The 18221-nt window shown below is 71.4% G+C and carries 12 protein-coding genes; 5 read left to right on the top strand and 7 right to left on the bottom strand.

Annotated elements, in window-relative coordinates:
- Positions 1–39: 39 nt before the first annotated feature.
- Positions 40–1551, bottom strand: coding sequence for a sugar ABC transporter ATP-binding protein (locus BHU15_RS10455; RefSeq protein WP_069626941.1), 1512 nt, complete (start codon positions 1549–1551; stop codon positions 40–42).
- Between the two features lie 174 nt (positions 1552–1725).
- Between BHU15_RS10455 and BHU15_RS10450 the strand changes: the two genes are divergently transcribed.
- Entirely contained in the window at positions 1726–2931 is a 1206-nt protein-coding gene (locus BHU15_RS10450) for an ROK family transcriptional regulator (RefSeq protein WP_069626940.1), read from the top strand.
- 342 nt (positions 2932–3273) lie between these two features.
- Positions 3274–5292: an N-acetylmuramoyl-L-alanine amidase gene (locus BHU15_RS10445; protein WP_171908347.1), complete on the top strand. Its 2019-nt coding sequence runs from the start codon at positions 3274–3276 to the stop codon at positions 5290–5292.
- A gap of 87 nt (positions 5293–5379) precedes the next feature.
- Here BHU15_RS10445 and BHU15_RS10440 read toward each other — a convergent pair whose 3' ends face one another.
- The 4 genes from BHU15_RS10440 to BHU15_RS10425 form a co-directional block, all read right to left on the bottom strand.
- On the bottom strand, positions 5380–6495 hold the full coding sequence (locus BHU15_RS10440; protein ID WP_069626938.1) for a baeRF3 domain-containing protein: 1116 nt from the start codon (positions 6493–6495) through the stop codon (positions 5380–5382).
- 226 nt (positions 6496–6721) lie between these two features.
- Positions 6722–9052 (bottom strand): glycosyl hydrolase family 95 catalytic domain-containing protein, encoded by a 2331-nt coding sequence (locus tag BHU15_RS10435; RefSeq protein WP_069626949.1) that lies wholly within the window; start codon positions 9050–9052, stop codon positions 6722–6724.
- A gap of 146 nt (positions 9053–9198) precedes the next feature.
- Entirely contained in the window at positions 9199–9699 is a 501-nt protein-coding gene (locus BHU15_RS10430; protein ID WP_023543627.1) for a hypothetical protein, read from the bottom strand.
- A 76-nt stretch (positions 9700–9775) separates the two neighbouring features.
- Entirely contained in the window at positions 9776–10018 is a 243-nt protein-coding gene (locus BHU15_RS10425; protein ID WP_023543626.1) for a DUF397 domain-containing protein, read from the bottom strand.
- Positions 10019–10388: 370 nt separating this feature from the next.
- Between BHU15_RS10425 and paaK the strand changes: the two genes are divergently transcribed.
- A complete protein-coding gene (gene paaK, locus BHU15_RS10420) occupies positions 10389–11675 on the top strand; it encodes a phenylacetate--CoA ligase PaaK (protein WP_069626937.1) in 1287 nt (428 codons plus the stop codon).
- A gap of 167 nt (positions 11676–11842) precedes the next feature.
- Here the strand turns inward: paaK and BHU15_RS10415 are convergent, their stop codons facing one another.
- Together BHU15_RS10415 and BHU15_RS10410 are read right to left on the bottom strand one after the other, a co-directional pair.
- Positions 11843–14077 (bottom strand): MMPL family transporter, encoded by a 2235-nt coding sequence (locus BHU15_RS10415; RefSeq protein WP_069626936.1) that lies wholly within the window; start codon positions 14075–14077, stop codon positions 11843–11845.
- Between the two features lie 327 nt (positions 14078–14404).
- On the bottom strand, positions 14405–15511 hold the full coding sequence (locus BHU15_RS10410) for a calcium:cation antiporter (protein WP_069626935.1): 1107 nt from the start codon (positions 15509–15511) through the stop codon (positions 14405–14407).
- Between the two features lie 126 nt (positions 15512–15637).
- Between BHU15_RS10410 and BHU15_RS10405 the strand changes: the two genes are divergently transcribed.
- Entirely contained in the window at positions 15638–17470 is a 1833-nt protein-coding gene (locus BHU15_RS10405) for a serine hydrolase domain-containing protein (RefSeq protein WP_069626934.1), read from the top strand.
- A gap of 43 nt (positions 17471–17513) precedes the next feature.
- Positions 17514–18215 carry a DUF6882 domain-containing protein gene (locus tag BHU15_RS10400; RefSeq protein WP_069626933.1) on the top strand — a complete coding sequence of 234 codons (702 nt, stop codon included), beginning with the start codon at positions 17514–17516 and terminating at the stop codon, positions 18213–18215.
- The last annotated feature ends 6 nt before the right edge of the window (positions 18216–18221 follow it).

Raw genomic sequence — 18221 nt, 5'->3', positions numbered from 1 at the left:
GGGGCGGTCCGGACGGCGCGGGAGCGGATTCGACGGTGGTCACGCGGCGCCCTCCCGTCGGGTGTCCGGGGCGCCGGAGGGGCGCTGCGATCCGGCCGTCGCCAGGCGCATGATGCTCTCCTCCGTGGCCCCGGCGGGCAGTTCACCCACGAGACGGCCCTCCGACATCACATGGATCCGGTCGCTCATCCCGATCAGTTCGGGGAGTTCGGAGGAGATGATCAGCACGGCCAGTCCCTCGCGGGCGAGTTCGCGTACGAGGGTGTGGATGGCCGCCTTGGCCCCGACGTCGACGCCGCGCGTGGGCTCGTCGAAGAGCAGCACCCGCGGACCGGCCGCGAGCCACTTGGCGATGACGACCTTCTGCTGGTTGCCGCCGGACAGGAACTGGGCCTGCTGGTCCTCGCCGCGCGACTGGAGCCGTACGCGTCCCAGGAGTGCGGTGACCTCGCGGCCCGCCGGGGGTCTGCCCCGTACCGCGACGGCGCGGGTGACCAGCAGCGCGTTGTCGCGTACGGACTGGCGCAGGGCGAGACCCTCGGTCTTGCGGTCCTCGGTGACCAGGGCGATGCCCGCGCGGATGGCCTGGCGCGGCGTCGACGGCCGCAGCGGTCTCCCGCCGACGGTCATGGCGCCGGTGGTGAAGGGCGCGGCGCCGAACAGGGCGCGGGCCAGTGACGTACGCCCCGCGCCCTGGAGGCCCGCGATGCCGACGACCTCGCCGGCGCGCAGCGTCAGATCGATGTCCCTGATCCGGGAGTTGCCGCCGCCGGTGACGGTGAGCGTCACGTCGCCGATCTCGTCGTGGCGGGCGCGCGGTGGGTAGTACGCGGTGAGGTCGCGGCCGACCATCGCGCGGACGATGTCGTCCGGGGTGGTGTCGGCGGTACGCACGGTGGTGACACGACGGCCGTCCTTGAGGACGGTGACGCGCCGCGAGAGGTCGAAGACCTCGCCCAGGCGGTGCGAGATGTACAGGATGCCGAGGCCGCGCGCGGTCAGCCGCCGCACGAGGGCGGACAGGAGCGCGACCTCGTGGTCGGCGAGCGGCGCGGTTGGCTCGTCCATGACAAGCACACGTACGTCGGAGGCGAGCGCCTTCACGATCTCGACGGTCTGCTGCCGGGCGACGGACAGATCCCGTACGAGGGTGCGCGGCGTGATGCCCGTCTCGTCGATCTCGGCGAGCAGTTCGGCGGTACGCCGCTCCATGGCCGCGCGGTCGACGAGGCCGTAGCGGGTCGGCTCCCGGCCGAGGAAGACGTTCTCGGCGACGGTGCGGTGGGCCAGGAGCGCGAACTCCTGGTGGATGATGCCGATCCCGGCGGCCTGCGCCTGACCGGGGTGGCTGAAGGTGTGCGCCGTTCCGTCGAGCGTGATCGTGCCGGTGTCGGGGGCGTGTTCGCCGGCCAGGACCTTCATCAGGGTGGATTTCCCCGCGCCGTTCTCGCCCACCAGGGCGTGGACTTCGCCGGGTTGAAGATCGAGTCCCACGTCATGGAGCACACGCACCCCGAGAAAGCTCTTGGACACGCCCTGCATCGTCAGCATCCCCTGGCTCCTCGATGGCTCCTCGGTCGCGGTCTGCTGTGCAATGTCGTGACTGGGCTTTGACCTGTCAAGGGTCCAAGCACCGTTCATTTCAGCGGAGTTGGCTCGGACTTTGGTCGATGGACGAATCAACCGTGTCTTGTGAGCAGCGAAAGTCGTCCCTAAGGTGATGCCATGTCTGCGCTGCCGGATCACAGCAGTTACGCCGTCTCCCACTCACCGGGCGAGGTGCTCACGCTGATCAGTTCCGGGGCCGCGGCGACGCGCGCGGATCTCTCCCGGCTGACGGGACTCGCGCGCTCCACGGTCTCCCAGCGGGTGGACGCGCTCATCGCGCACGGCTTCGTCGACGAGTCGGGGCCGCAGGCCGGCGGCTCGACGGGCGGCAGGCCGCCGCGCAGGCTGCGGCTGCGTACGCGCGAGCACGCGGTGGCCGGGGTGGATCTCGGCGCCTCGCACTGCCGGGTGGCGCTGATGGACATCGGCGGTACGACCCTGGCCACCCAGGAGGATCCGCTGTCGATCGGGGACGGGCCCGATTCCGTACTGCGCCATGTGGAGCGCACGCTGCACACCCTGCTGGAGAGGTCGGAGCGCGAGCCGCGGACGCTGCGGTCCATCGGGGTGGGGGTGCCGGGGCCGGTCGAGTTCTCGACGGGGCGGCCCGTCGATCCGCCGATCATGCCCGGCTGGCACCAGTATCCGATCCCGGAGTTCTTCGCCTCGCGCTTCGGCGCGCGGGCGCTGGTCGACAACGACGTGAACGTGATGGCCCTGGCCGAGCAGCGGCGCGCGTTCCCCGACACCCGCTTCCTGCTCTACATCAAGGTGGGTACGGGCATCGGCTGCGGCATCGTCGCGGACGGCAGGCTGCACCGGGGCGCGCAGGGCAGCGCGGGCGACATCGGGCACATCAAGGTCAGCGAGCAGGAGGACGCCTGCCGGTGCGGCAACTTCGGCTGTCTGGAGGCGGTGGCGGGCGGCGCCGCGATCGCGGCGAAGCTGGCGGGCCTGGGACTCGACGCGGCGTCGGGCAGTGATGTCGTACGGCTGGTGAAGTCCGGCAACAGGGACGCGCTGCGCATGGTGCGCGAGGCGGGCCGCGCGGTCGGCGAGGTGCTGGCGGGGCTGGTGAACTTCTTCAACCCCGACACGGTGGTGCTCGGCGGCGCTCTGGCGGCCGTGCACGACCAGTTGCTCGCGGGCGTACGGGAGGCGGTGTACCGGCGGTCGCATCCGCTGGCCACGCATGTGCTGCGGATCGAGCCGAGCCGTACGGGTGAGAACGCGGCGGCGTTCGGGGCGGGGATCCTCGCGATCGAGCACGCGCTGTCGCCGGCCCAGGTGGACCGGCAGCTGGCGCGCGACGTCATCTCGTGAGCCCCACCCGGTCGCCGGACAGCGCTATCTGACGGCTCGTCATGTTCAAGAAACGTCAAGGTCGGCCCAACATCGTTCCAGGCCGGTCGAGTTCGCTCATTGGTTCACACCACTGACGCGCCGCAGGCCCGTGGCCTGCCGCCCCGGCAAACGCCGGAGAAGTCCGCGACACGCGCGCTGACGTGCGAAATCCTTGCCGTCACGCCTGATTGACGGATCGCCTTCCAGCCGATACCCCTGTATCCCTGCCCTGTACTGCGCACACCCCATTCCGCACGTCGCACCCCGTCCCCGTACGACCTGTCGTGTGCCGGGTACGGCCCCGCGGGCGCTTCGCGCACCATGTCATTGGAGGCTGCATTGCAACGTTCCGCCCCCACACCCGTCAGATCCGGCCGCGGACGCGTGACGCGCACGGCGGGCGCCGTCGGCTCGGCGGCCCTGCTGCTGTCGCTGGTGTCGGCCGCCCCCTCCGCCACCGCCGAACAGCCCGCCGCCGGCTCCCTCCAGGGCGACTTCGCGGCGGCGGCCGACCGGTACGGCGTGCCGGACAGCGTCCTGCTCGGCGTCTCCTATCTCCAGTCGCGCTGGGACACCCACAGCGGCGCCCCCAGCGTGACCGGCGGCTACGGCCCCATGCACCTCACCGACGCCAGGACCGCGCTCGCCGAGGCGCCCCACCACTCGCACGGCACGGAGGACGCCCGCGGCGACACCTCCCGCGCGGTGAGGACCGGCGCGCCGGACACGGTCCGCGAGGCCGTCGTGCCCGGGAACGCCGAACTCCCGGCGCGGCTGCGCACCGTGGACCGGGCCGCGAAGCTCACCGGCCGGTCCGCCGAGAGCCTGCGGCAGGACCCCGCCGCCAACATCCAGGGCGGCGCGGCCCTGCTGGCCGACGCCCAGCGCGCTCTCGGCAGGCCGCTGAGCGCCGACCCGGCGGACTGGTACGGCGCCGTCGCCCGTTTCTCCGGCGCGGACGACTCGGCCACCGCCGCGACGTACGCGAACGACGTCTACGCGGTGATCCGCGACGGCCAGACGCGTACGACCGACAGCGGTCAGCGGGTGGCGCTGCGCGCCACACCGGGCCTCGCCCCCGACACCTCACAGGTGTCGAAGCTCGGACTGCGCCGGGTGGACGCGGGACTGACGGAGTGCCCGCGCACCGTGGCCTGCGAGTGGATCCCGGCGCCCTACGAGGAATTCGGCGAGGGCGACTACGGCAACCACGACAAGGCGCAGCGCCCCAAGGCCGGGTCCCCCGCCATCAACTCGATCGTCATCCATGACACCGAGGCGACCTGGGACACCACGCTGAAACTGGTCCAGGACCCGACGTATGTCTCCTGGCACTACTCGCTGCGCTCGTCCGACGGGCACATCGCCCAGCACGTCCCGCTGAAGGACGTCGGCTGGCACGCGGGCAACTGGTACGTCAACTCCACTTCGGTGGGCCTGGAGCACGAGGGTTTCCTCGTCTCCCCCGACGCCTGGTACACCGAGGCGATGTACCGGACGTCGTCGCGGCTGGTGCGCTACCTCGCCGACCGGTACGACATCCCGCTCGACCGGCAGCACATCATCGGCCACGACAACGTGCCCGGCACGACCGCGTCGACCATCGCCGGGATGCACACCGACCCGGGCCCCTACTGGGACTGGGCGCACTACTTCGAGCTGCTGGGCAAGCCGTTCAAGGCGGCCGGCGGGCGCGACGCGGGCGCGGTGACGATCCGTCCCGACTACGCGTCGAACCAGCCGCTCTACACGGGCTGCGTGACGGCCGGTCAGGCGTGCGCGCCGCACGGCTCGGGGGCGGTCCGGCTGCACACCGCGCCGGACGCCGCGTCGCCGCTGGTCAAGGACATCGGTCTGCGGCCGGGCGGCGGTGACTCCACGACCGGGGTCAACGACCTGGGGGCGCGGGCGTCGACGGGCCAGCAGTACGCGGTCGCCGGGCGCGAGGGCGACTGGACGGCGATCTGGTACCTGGGGCAGAAGGCCTGGTTCCACAATCCGCGTTCGGCGCCCACCGCCGTGAGCGCCCAGGAGAGGGTGCTGACGCCGAAGGCCGGTCTCGCGGAGATCCCGGTGTACGGCAGGGCCTACCCGGAGGCCGCCGCGTACCCGGCGGACATCCCGGTTCAGGCGATCTCACCGTTCCCGTACAAGCTGCTCGCCGGTCAGAAGTACGTGGTCGGTGACCGGGTGCCCGGCGCGTACTACTTCGCGCCGACCTTCGACACGACGGGTCACCGCGTGGTGAAGGGCGAGGAGGAGTACTACGAGATCCAGTTCGGGCACCGGGTCGCCTATGTGAAGGCGTCCGATGTCCGGGTCCTGCCCTCGGGCCGCTGAGACGCGGCCCTCGTAGGGCGACGGGCGCCACCGGTCTGTGGGGGGCCGGTGGCGCCTCACCCGTTTCTCCCGCGCGGGGGGGGCGGGTCAGTAGCGCAGCACCGCCGCGATCCGGTGGTGCCCGGCGAGCACGTCGTCGTCCAGGAACACCACCTGCGCGCCGCCGTCCAGCGCCGACTCGACCAGTTCGTCGACGATGTCGTCCTGTACGTCACGGCTGAGCGCCGCGCCGTCGTCACCGTCGACCGGGATCAGATGCCCGTCGCTGACCCGGGCGGAGCGCTGGAAGTGCTCCTCCACCGCGACCAGGCCGGCGCGCCTCTCGCGTACCGCCACCCACACCTCGTCCAGTCCGGCGGCGAAGGTGCGCCTGCCCTTCGCGTCGTCGAGCCGGGCCATGGTCTCCGTCTCCTCGCTGCGCGCGTGCTGCCGGACGACGGGCTGGACCGCCTTCCACAGCACCGGGGCGGGGCCGTCGGTGAGGCCGCCCTTCGCGAGGCGGCCCGCCGCCGACCTGGCGGTACTGCCCGCGTCCTCCAGCAGGGCGAGCGCGGGGGCGACACCCACCAGGTAGAAGGGACGCGGGCGCGCGGCGAGCACGGCGGTGAAGGCGTCGTCCACGGACCGCAGGAACTTACGGGTCTCCTCGTCGGTGAAGGTGCTCGGGGTGTCGCCGATCCGCTCCTCGCGCTCGACGTCCCAGGTCTCCTCCGGCGGTGTCGCCGGGAAGCCGTCGGCGCGGTGCTCCCGCAGGGAGTCGCCGTCGCCGCTCCACAGCGTCGCGCGGTCGGCGGCCACGTTCAGCACCCAGTAGTGGGGCGTCTGGGCGGTGGCGGCCACCAGGTTGCGGGTGAGATAGGTGTCGCTGACGACGACCGACTCGGGCGTCTCGCGCGGCAGGTACCAGACCTGGTGCTCGTCGGCGTCGGCGAGGATCAGCAGTCCGTCCTGCTTGTGGCGCAGGTCCACCTCGGCCATCGCCTGGTCGAGCTGCGCGCGGACGGCGATACGGGCCGCCTTCGGGATGTCGGGGTCGGCGTCCATCCGGTGCAGGGCCTCGGCGTGGGCGTTGCGCAGCCGTACCGGGTCCCCGTCGTTGCGGGGCTCGCGCCGATGCGTGGGGACGGTCAGGGACACCGCCGGATACGACCGCGGCTTGCGCAGCCTCCGCAGGACCTCGGGCGTCAGATCGTTACTGTCCATGCTGCCCCTTCGCTCGGCGGAGGTCCGACACCGGCGAACGGCCGGTATGGAGCACCCCGGACCTGTCTCCATGGTGCGGGACCGGACCGATATCCGCAGGGGGGGCGGAGCCGCCGAATCACGGCAGGGCCCCGTCCGGGCTGCCGCCGCTGCCCGGACGAGACCCTCAGGGGGTGTCCTGCCGATCCTGCCGGGCCGGCGGGACACCCCCTCGCACCGCGTGCCGTCAGTGCCGGCCGCGGCCCGCTGTGAATTCGTACACCTGTCCGGCGGTGGCGCGGAACTTCTTCTCACCGCCGGGCAGCAGCGTGCTGCGCAGGGTCACCTCGCCGGTGCGGCTCGCCGTGAGGACGATCCGGCTCGCCTTCCCCGCCGCCCAGGTGATGTCCAGGGTGGCGCCGCCGCGGGCCCGCAGCCCGGAGACCGAGCCGTCGGGCCAGGAGGCGGGCAGGGCCGGCAGGACCTCGATCGGACCGTGCTGGCTCTGGAGCAGCATCTCGGCGACACCGGAGGAGGCGCCGAAGTTGCCGTCGATCTGGAACGGCGGGTGGGTGTCCCAGAGGTTCGGCAGCGTGGAGCTCTTCAGCTGCTCGGTGAGCATCTTGTGCGCGTGGTTCCCGTCGCGCAGCCGCGCCCAGAAGTTGATCTTCCAGGCCTTGCTCCAGCCCGTACCGCCGTCGCCGCGCGCGGTCAGCGAGACCTTGGCGGCCTCCGCCCAGTCGGTGCCGACCTCGATCTGCCGGCCCGGGTGCAGACCGAAGAGGTGCGAGACATGCCGGTGGTCGTTGTTCGGGTCGTCCAAGTCCTCCTTCCACTCCTGGAGCTGACCCCACGACCCGATACGCAGTCCGGGGTCGAGTTCGCGCAGCGCCAGCCGCAGCCGCCTGCGGAACCGGGGGTCGTCGCCCAGGATCTCCGAGGCCTCCAGCGTGTTGGTGAACAGGTCGTGCACGATCTGCTGCGACATCGCCGCGCCGGCCGTGAAGTCGCCGTTCTCCGGTGAGTAGCTGGGGGTGACGACGAGCTTGCCGTCGCGCGGGTCGGTCCGCAGGAAGCCGAGCCAGAACTCGGCGGTCTCCTTCATCACCGGGAAGGCGGTGGAGCGCAGATAGTCCGTGGAGGCGTTGAACCGGTAGTGGTCGTACATCTGCTGGGTGAGCCAGGCGCCCGCCTCGGGGAACCAGAACGACTGCGGGTACTGGTGCAGGCCCGTGAAGCCGTACGGATTGGTCTCGTTGTTCACCACCCAGCCGGCCGTCTCGAAGATCTCCCGCGCGGTGACGCGGCCCGGAGCGCGCATCGAGTCGACGTAACGGTCGTACGGCACGGTGGTCTCGGCGAGGTTGGTGACCTCGGCGAGCCAGTAGTTCATCTGGAGGTTGATGTTGACGTGGTAGTCGGCGTCCCAGGGCGGGTTGGTGACGTTGTTCCAGACGCCCTGGAGGTTCGCGGGCAGTGACCCGGCCCGTGAGGAGGCGATGAGCAGATAGCGGCCGTACTGGAAGTACAGCGCTTCGAGCGCCCTGTCGGCGGCGCTCGTGCCGCCGGTGTACCGGGCGAGCAGCTGGTCGGTCGGCAGGTCGGGCAGCTGCTGGCCGATGTCGAGCGACACCCGGTCGAACAGCCCCTGGTAGTCGGCGACATGCTCGGTGCGCAGGTCCTCGTAACCACGGCCCGCCGCCCGGTCGACGGCTTCGGTGACCGCGTCGTGGGGGTCGTCGGCGCGGTAGTCGGGATAGGTGTCGGCGTAGTCGGTGCCGGCCGCGAGGACGAACCAGGCGCTGTCGGCGCCGCTGACGGTGAGGGTGCCGTTTCCGGCGGTGACGGTGCCGCCCTGGGTACGTACGCGGATCTGGCCTTCGAAGAGCAGCCCGTTGTTCTGGAGCTTGCCCTTGACGGTGAGACGGTCGCCGCTCGCGGTGGCCGTGAAGTCGTTGCGGGGGGAGGTGTAGCGGAGGGTGAAGCCGATCTTGCCGGGCTGGTCGGCGGCGAACCGGCCCGCGATGACCTTGCCGGGGTGGGAGGCGAAGAACTCCCGTGTGTACGTGGCGCCTTGGTGCGCGTACGAGACCGAGGCGAGTGCCGTACCGATGTCCAGCGCGCGGCGGTAGGAGGCGTCGGGGCCACCGGGCGCGCCGGGGACGTCGATCAGCAGGTCGCCGAAGACGTTGTACGAGCCGAAGTTGTGCTTGGGCTGGCCCAGCTCCGCGGCGACGGCCTCGGGCGTCATGGACCCCTCGGCGTCGATCCGGTCCTGGACCGCACGCAGCACACCGGGCCGCGGGCTGGTCCAGTTGCCGTGGTCGTAGTCCGGCGCGCCGGGGCCGCCGGTCCACAGGGTCTTCTCGTTGAGGACCAGCCGCTCGGAGGCGAGCGTTCCGTAGATACCGGCGCCGAGCGCGCCGCTGCCGATGGGCAGGCTCTCGCGCTCCCAGTTGGCGGCGGGCTTCGTGTACCAGAGCGTCAATTCATCGGAGGGGTCGGCGGCTGCGGCCCTACCGGCCAGAGCAGGAACACCCAGCGCGAGAGCACTGGTTACGCCGAGGGCGGACTTCATCGTGGTTCTGCGGGTGATGCCCTGAGTCATGCGGCAGACGTTAAAAGTCCGATGACTGAATTGGCAAGGCAGATGACAAAACCTCGCGGCAGTCAATTTTCCTGCCGCGAGGCGATGGGGTGGACCGGGCCTCGGCCGCGTCCTGCTCAGCCCTGCTGGAAGAGCTCCGCCGGCAGCGGCTTCAGCAGGGCGTAGAGATCGTCGGTGATCGGGCGGTCCCAGCTGGCGATGGTGACGAGGACGTTGTCGCTGCGGTCGAACTGCACGCAGGCGATACGGCTTTCGGAGAGCTTCAGCCGGCGCACGATCAGCAGGTTGTCCCCCTGCATCACGGGCACGTCCTCCGTACTGACGACGTCGACCTGCTCCTCGTTCTCCAGGGCGAGCAGCAGTTGCGCGACCTCGAAGGGGATCTGACCCTCCTCCAGCTCGCGGGCCGGTGATCCCTCGGGCAGATTGCCGATGATCATCGCGGGGCCGCGCCCGCCGAACAGGTCGTACCGCAGGAAGACGCCCTGACAGCTGCCGTCGGGGGCGGGCAGCAGGCCGGCGCCCAGATTTCCGGGCCAGTCCCCCGGGTCCATGGCCAGGACGTCGAAGTCCGGGCCCGCGGGTGTGGCGGCGCTGCGGCGGCGGAGGAAGGACATGCGGCCATGGTACGTCTCCGCGCGGCCCCGGCGACGCGGGACCCTGGGCTCGCCGGGGGTGGGACGCGGGGCGCGGTCAGGTGAGGTCGAACTCCCCGTCGCGGGCGTTGAGTACGAAGGCCCGCCACTCCGCGGGGCTGAAGATCAGCGAGGGATTCTCCGGTTTGCCGCCGTTGCGCATCGCGATGAAACCTTCGACGAAGGCGATCTGGACGTCCCCCGTGCCCTGACTGCTGGACCGCCAGTCAGCCTTGCTCAGGTCCAGCTCCGGCTTGTCCCAGCCCGCCAACGGCTGCTGGGTGGTGGTGCTCTCAGCCACGTCCCGCTCCTCCCGGTTCGTCGTCCGGGGTCAGCCTATCGATCGTTTCCGGTCCCGGACAGGCCGCTGCACGGGCCGTCCCCAACCCCCTTGCGACGGGGGCGAGTTGAGCCCCGGACGACCCGCCGGACAGCCGTTCGACCAGGTCCGCCGCCCGCTCGGCCGAGCGCCGCGGCGGAGCGCCCGCCGCTCTCCCGGGGACCCGGGGACTCCCTGAGCCTTGACGCCCGCCCGGAGGGCTGGATTACTGGGCGGGAAGAGGATCAACCGAATGATCGGTCGTCCGGAATGGCCGTCCGGCCGCGTGTCCGGGTCTGTCCGGTTCTCGGTGGATCGACCCGTTGGTACGTCAAGATTCGGAGAGTCAGTCATGACGGACGAGCTGGACGCCGGGGAACTGCTCGGCCGGGACGAGCTGGAGGCGTTGCAGCTCACGCGGCTGCGGGCGACGCTGCGCCACGCGTACGAGAGGGTGCCGTTCTACCGTGAGTCGTTCGACGCCGCCGGGCTGCGGCCGGACGACTGCCGCTCGCTCGCCGACCTCGCCCGCTTCCCTTTCACCGCCAAGACGGATCTGCGGGACAACTATCCCTTCGGGATGTTCGCCGTCGACCAGAAGGACGTCCGCCGTATCCACGCGTCCAGCGGCACCACGGGCCGCCCGACCGTCGTGGGATACACCCAGGGGGATCTGGACAACTGGGCGGACGTGGTGGCCCGCTCCATCCGGGCGGCCGGCGGGCGCCCCGGCCACAAGGTCCATGTGGCCTACGGATACGGCCTGTTCACCGGCGGTCTGGGCGCGCACTACGGGGCGGAGCGGCTCGGCTGCACCGTCATCCCGGCGTCCGGCGGCATGACCGCGCGGCAGGTCCAGCTGATCACCGACTTCCGGCCCGAGATCATCATGGTGACGCCGTCGTACATGCTGACGCTGCTGGACGAGTTCGAGCGCCAGGGCGTCGATCCCCGTACGACGTCCCTGAAGGTCGGCATCTTCGGGGCCGAGCCGTGGACGCAGGAGATGCGGCGGGAGATCGAGGAGCGGTTCGCGATCGACGGCGTGGACATCTACGGGCTCTCCGAGGTGATGGGCCCCGGCGTGGCGCAGGAGTGCGTCGAGACGAAGGACGGGCTGCACATCTGGGAGGACCACTTCTATCCGGAGATCGTCGACCCGTTCACCGGCGAGGTGCTGCCGGAGGGCGAGGAGGGCGAGCTGGTCTTCACCTCCCTCACCAAGGAGGCGATGCCGGTGATCCGTTACCGCACCCGTGACCTGACGCGGCTGCTGCCGGGCACGGCGCGGGTGTTCCGGCGGATGGAGAAGGTCACCGGGCGCACCGACGACATGGTGATCCTGCGCGGGGTGAATCTGTTCCCGACCCAGATCGAGGAGATCGTGCTGCGTACGGCGGGGGTCGCCCCGCATTTCCAGCTGCGGCTCACCCGCGACGGCCGGATGGACGCCCTGACGGTGCGGGCGGAGGCACGGGCGGGGGCGACGCCTCAGGAGCGTACGGCCGCCGCGCGGGCGATCGCGACGGCCGTGAAGGACGGGATCGGGGTGTCGGTGGGCGTCGAGGTGGTGGATCCGGAGACGCTGGAGCGGTCGGTGGGCAAGATCAAGCGGATCGTGGACCTCAGGACGCCGTGAGCGGCCCGGCGGCGTTCGGGCGGCGTTCGGGCGGCGTCCGGGCAGTCGCCGCGAACGTGGGCGCGCCGTACGGCCGTTGAGCCGCGTACCCGTCCTCCACGCCTCGACAACGCCCCGATCGCCGGCCGGGCTCTCGGAGCCCGGCCGACGATCGGGGAGACATCGGGTCAGACTCGCGCCATCCCCCTGTTCCAGTCCGAGTCGTTGTCCGGCCCCGGGTGCTGCGACTCACGCTCCAGCTTCTTCCGCAGCTGGTCGCCCTCAACGTCGACGTTCGGCAGGATCCGGTCCAGCCAGCGCGGCAGCCGCCACGCCTTGTCACCGAGCAGCGCGAGGACCGCCGGCACGATGGCCATCCGGACCACGAAGGCGTCGAAGAAGACCGCGACGGCCAGCGAGAAGCCGATCAGCTTGATCATGGACTCGCTGGAGCCCGCGAAGCCCGCGAAGACCGCCATCATGATGACCGCGGCGGCGGTGACGACACGCGCCCCGTGCCGGAAGCCGGTGACGATCGCCTGCTTGGGCTGCTCCCCGTGGACGTACGCCTCACGCATCCGGGTGACCAGGAAGACCTCGTAGTCCATGGCGAGACCGAAGACCGTACCCACCATGAAGATCGGCACCATCGACATGACCGGACCGGTCTGCTCGATACCGAAGAAGTCCGACAGCCAGCCCCACTGGAAGACCGCGACCACGGCGCCGAGCGCGGCGAGGACCGAGAGCAGGAAGCCGAGGGCCGCCTTGAGCGGTACGAGGATCGACCGGAAGATCAGCATCAGCAGCAGGAACGCCAGGCCCACGACGACCGCCAGGTAGGGCAGCAGCGCGTCGTTCATCTTCTCGGAGAAGTCGGTGTTCAACGCGGTGGCGCCGGTGACCAGGACCTTCACCCCGCTCTGCGAGGCGACCTCGCCGCCCGCGTCGCGGACGGCGTGGACCAGGTCCTCCGTCTCGACCGACGAGGGACGGTCCTTCGGGACCGCCGTGATCATCGCGGTGTCGCCGGCCTCGTTGAACGTGGCGGGTGTGACGGCGACGACGTCCTTCACGTCCTTGATCGCGCCGGAGACCTCATCGACCGTCCGCTTGGCGTCGGCGTCGCCCTTGACGTCCACGACGACGACCAGCGGGCCGTTGAAGCCGGGCCCGAAGGCGTCGGAGAGCAGGTCGTACGCCTTGCGCTGGGTGGTGCTGGTCGGCTGCGAGCCGTTGTCGGGCAGACCCATCTCCAGCGAGGCGGCCGGGACTGCGGCGACACCGAGACCGACGACTCCCACCAGGACCACGGCGGCGGGGCGGCGCAGGACGAAGTTGGCCCAGCGAGTGCCCATGTTGGGCTTGCCGTGGGAGGCCGCGGCCTGTTCGCGTTCCTGCCTCTTGCGCGCCTTCCTGCCCAGCACGCGCTTGCCCGCGAATCCCAGCACGGCCGGGACGAGCGTCAGGGCGACGAGGACGGCGATGACGACCGTGCCGGCCGCCGCGAGACCCATCTTGGTGAGCATCGGGATGTTGACGACGGCGAGACCGACGAGCGCGATGACGACGGTCAGGCCCGCGAAGAACACGGCGGATCCGGCCGTACCGGCCGCCCGTCCGGCGGCGTCCTCGGGTTCATGCCCCTCGGCCAGCTCCGCCCGGTAGCGGGAGACGATGAACAGCGCGTAGTCGATGCCGACGGCGAGACCGATCATCATCGCGAGAACGCTGGTGGTGGAGTCGAAATCCATCACGCCCGCGAGCGCGGTGATGACCGAGACGCTGATGCCGACGCCGACGAGGGCGGTGATCAGCGGCAGTCCCGCCGCGATCAGCGAACCGAAAGTGATGACGAGCACGATCGCCGCCACGGCGACGCCGATGGACTCGGTGGCCCCGGCGACGGGGATGGCCTGGAGCGCGTCGCCACCGATCTCGACCGTCAGGCCGGACTTGCGCGCGTCGGCCCCGATGTCCTCCAGCGATGTGCGTGTGTCGTCGGTCAGCTCAAGCGTGGTGACCTTGTACGAGACCGCGACGTAGGCCGTCGAGCCGTCCTGGGAGACGGCGTTGGCCGTGTACGGGTCGGTGACCTGCCCGATCTGGTCCGAACCGGCCGGCAGGTCCTTGACGACCTTCTCGACCGCGGCCTTGTTCTCGGGCGTTGTCATCTTCTCGCCGTCCGGCGCCTTGAAGACGACCCGGGCGACCGCACCGTCGACACTGCTGCCGGGGAAGCGCTCGTCGATCAGGTCGAAGGCCTTCTGCGCCTCCGTCCCCGGAATGGCGAAGCTGGACGCCGCGGTGGGCGCGGACGCGGCGCCGACGCCGGAGAGGGCCAGCACCGCCACCCACATGAGCACGACATAGATCCGGCGCCGGAACGCCAACCGTCCGAGTTTGTAGAGAAACGTGGCCACGAGGTGTACTCCCGGTCTGGGGGGGATCAGGACATGGGGAAGGGGCTCGGCGTGTTCTCGCGCCGTGCCATGGGGTGAGATCGGCCCTCAGACGGACGGGCCTTCCGGTCGGACACTCTCTGTGCCACGGGTTATGAAGTTACGCACCGTCCGACGGCATCGCACTGGGCGTATGACCCAGGTCTGGGGTGTTGCTGAGTACACCCCTATCGGGTCCAACTGCCCTCGTGGAATAGGGGGGACGTGCGGTGCGCCCGGGAACTGCCGTCACCTGTAAGGAAGTCGGCCGACGGCCGCGACACGGACGGGTGAACGGGGCGTTCCGGTCTACGGGCTGACGGCGAGAAAGACGAACGCCGCGAAGATCGCCAAGTGGACGCCGCCCTGGAGCAGGGTCGCCCGCCCCGGCACGACGGTGAGCGCCCCCACGACGACGGTGAGCGCGAGCAGCACCATATGGGTGGCGCTCAGACCGAGGACTAGCGGCCCGGACAGCCAGATGGTGGCGAGCGCGATGGCGGGGATCGTCAGGCCGATGCTGGCCATGGCCGAGCCGAGCGCGAGGTTGAGGCTGGTCTGCACCCTCTCGCGGCGCGCGGCCCGTACGGCGGCCAGGGTCTCCGGGGCGAGCACGAGAAGCGCGATGATCACGCCCACCACGGCGTGCGGCATCCCGGCCGACTCCACGCCCGACTCGATGGTCGGCGAGACGGCCTTCGCGTCGCCGACGACGGCGACCAGCGCCACGACGAGCATCACCGCGCTCAGCGTCGTGGCGCGCCGGGTGGGCAGCGGGGCGTGCTCGTCGATCTCCTTGATCTCACCCTCCTGGGTGAGCGGCAGGAAGTAGTCGCGGTGGCGGACCGTCTGCATGGCGACGAACAGCCCGTAGAGCCCCAGGGAGGCGATCGCGGCGAACGTGAGCTGGTCGGTGGAGAACTGGGCGCCCGGCTTGCTCGTGGTGAAGGTCGGAAAGACCAGGCTGAGCGTGGCGAGGGTGGCGACCGTGGCCAGCGCGCCGCCGGAGCCCTCGGCGTTGAAGACGGTGACCCGGCTGCGGAGGGCGCCGACGATCAGGGAGATCCCGATGATGCCGTTGCAGGTGATCATGACGGCGGCGAAGACGGTGTCCCGGGCGAGGGTGGAGCTCTTGGCCCCTCCGTCGACCATCAGGGTGACGATGAGCGCCACTTCGATGACGGTCACGGCGACGGCCAGTACGAGTGAGCCGAACGGCTCGCCGACCCGGTGCGCGACGACCTCGGCGTGGTGCACGGCGGCGAGTACGGCGCCCGCGAGGAGCAGAGCCACCAGGCCGACCGCGTAGCCGGGCAGATCGCGGCCCCAGCTGAGCACCAGCGCCACCAGGGCGAGCAGCGGTACGACCACGGTCCAGCGGGACCACAGCGAACGGATCCCGGTACGCGTCGTCATACACCTCACGCTGCCAGAGGTGCCGGGCGCCCGCGCGGTGAGCCGCACCGTCCTGGGCCGTACGGCACGGGGCGGTAATCTCGGACGGCGGGCGGTTTCGGACGGAGCGTCAGAGGGGTGTGCCGGATGAGCGGGGACGCGGCGGGCGACGGGATCAGCCGGCGAAGGCTCGGCGGGGGCGTCCTGGCACTGGGCGGTGCGCTGGCGCTGGCACCGATCCCGTTCGCCGACGCGGCCACGGCCATGGGCGCGGGCGCGGGTTCCGCCGCCCCCGCGGGTCCGGGCTCCGGCCGGCCCGCCGTGACGCTGCGGCGCGGGACCCCCGCGCGTGCCGGGCTGCTGCCGGGTCCGCTGGAGCGGCTGGTCGCCGACGCCGAGGCGTTCCTGGCGCCGTCGCCGGCGCACCCCTGGTACGCGGGCGCCGTCCTGCTCGCCGGGCGCGGGGACACGGTTGCCCTGCACCGGCCCATCGGCAAGGCCGTGCGCTACTCGGCGTACGACGAGGCGACCGACACCGGCGTCGAGTTCCCGGCCGACCGGCAGATCGCGATGGCCGAGGACACCGTCTTCGACCTGGCGTCGGTCTCCAAGCTGTTCACGTCGATCCTGGCCGTGCAGCAGATCGAGCGCGGGTCGCTGGCGCTGGAGGAGCGCGTCGCCTCGTACCTCCCCGACTTCGGCGGCGCGGGCAAGCAGGACGTCACGGTCCGCCAGCTGCTCACGCACACCTCGGGCTTCGCCGCCTGGATCCCGCTCTACAAGGAGCCCACGCGCGAGGCGATGCTGCGGCGGCTGTGGGACGAGGCGCCCACGAGCCCGCCCGGCGGCGTCTACCGGTACTCGGACCTCAATCTGATCTCCCTCCAGCTCGTCCTGGAGAAGATCACCGGCCGCGCCCTGGACGTCCTGCTGCGCGAGGAGATCACCGCTCCGCTCGGCCTGCACCGCACCCGCTTCACCCCTCCCCCGTCCTGGCGGCCGAAGATCGCGGCCACGGAGGACATGCGGCAGCCGTGGTCGGGCCTCGACCGCGGTCTCGTGTGGGGCGAGGTGCACGACGAGAACGCGTACGGGTTCGGCGGCGTCGCCGGTCACGCCGGGGTCTTCTCCTGCGCGTGGGACCTGGCGGTCCTGGGCCGTACGCTGCTGAGCGGCGGCGCGTACGGCCGGGCGAGGATTCTGCGCCCGGAGTCGGTGGAGCTGATGTTCACCGACTTCAACACGGATTTCCCCGGGGACGCGCACGGCCTGGGCTTCGAGCTCTACCAGCACTGGTACATGGGGGCCATGGCCACCCCGCGTACGGCGGGGCACACCGGCTTCACGGGGACCAGTCTCGTACTCGACCCGACGACCGACTCGTTCCTTGTCGTGCTCGGCAACTCCGTTCATCCGGTGCGCAGTTGGCGCTCGGGCAGCGCGCCGCGGGTCGCCGCCGCCGATCATCTGGCGCGCGCCGTGCCCGTATCGCCCGGGCGGGGCCGGAGCGCCTGGTTCTCGGGCATGGCCGCCGGCACCACGGCCACGCTCACGCTGCCGCCGCTGCGCCTGGCCACCGGGGAGGGACGGCTGCGGTGCTCCCTGTGGTGGGACACGGAGCCGGAGACCGACGTCCTGGTCCTGGAGGCGTCGGACGAGGTCGATCCCGCCTGGCTGCCGGTGCCGTTCACGACCACGGTGGCTCCCTCCGGCGAAGGGGCGGGCACACCGCATCCGGCGGGCTCGGTCTCGGGCTGGTCGGGGCGCGTCTGGCACCGGCTGCACGCCGACCTCGCCGACCGGCGCGGGCGCCGGGTGCGGCTGCGCTGGCGGTACGCGACGGGCGCCCCGTACGTCGGCCGAGGGGTGTACGTGGACGCTCTGCGGGTCGAGGACGGCGACCGTACGGTCTTCGACGACTCGCGGCACGAGGACGCGGCCCGCGTCGAAGCGGCCGGCTGGAGCCTGTCGGCGGACTGACCCGCGCGGGCCCCCGGGAATGCCGCGCACTAGGGTCTGTCGGATGACCGTGACACCCACCTTCAGCGACCCGTTCCGCCGGCTGGCCGAGCGGCACGCCGCCTGGGGCGCCCAACAGCTCGAAGCCTTCACCGAGTTCATGCCGGCCGGTCCGTGGACGGCCGACCTCGACCAGCGCCTCTACCGCCAGGCGGGCCTCGAACTGCGTATCTCGGTGCTGGGGAGCTTCGACACGACCGAGGGCTCGTGGCTGTGGGGGTGGGCGAACCCCGGTTTCGGCGGCACGCCCGTGGTCGGCGCGGCGGACGAGATCCGGCGGCTGGGCGAGGCGCACGGCATCCCCGAGTTCAGGGACGACCTGGTCGACCTGTCGGGGTTCGAGGACCCCCGGTTCGCGGTGGAGACCCTCGCGTTCGGGGCGATGGGCGCGCTCGGCGCCGCCGGTTACCTCGGCGTCCAGGCGTCCCCCGAGGGCCGTCTGTACATGGTCCCGGACGATCCGCAGGTACCGCGTGCCGTGCCGGACGGGATCACGCTGCCGCGTGTGCTGCTGACGGGCGCGGGCCTGATCGCCGGGAGTTCGCCCCGCGCCGTGGTGGCCGGGTACTTCGACCACCACGGGCTGCCGCAGCGCCAGGAGGCGGACCGCGTCAGCGCCGACCTGCCGGGCGGCTCCACGGCGGAGGTCCTGTTCGACGACGCGGGCCGTATCGCCTCCGTCGAGATGAGGAACGTCTCGCGTTAGAGGTCC

Source organism: Streptomyces niveus, assembly GCF_001723055.1.
In the GTDB taxonomy this organism is placed as follows: Bacteria; Actinomycetota; Actinomycetes; order Streptomycetales; family Streptomycetaceae; genus Streptomyces; species Streptomyces niveus.
This window is presented reverse-complemented; position numbering and strand designations above follow the sequence as displayed.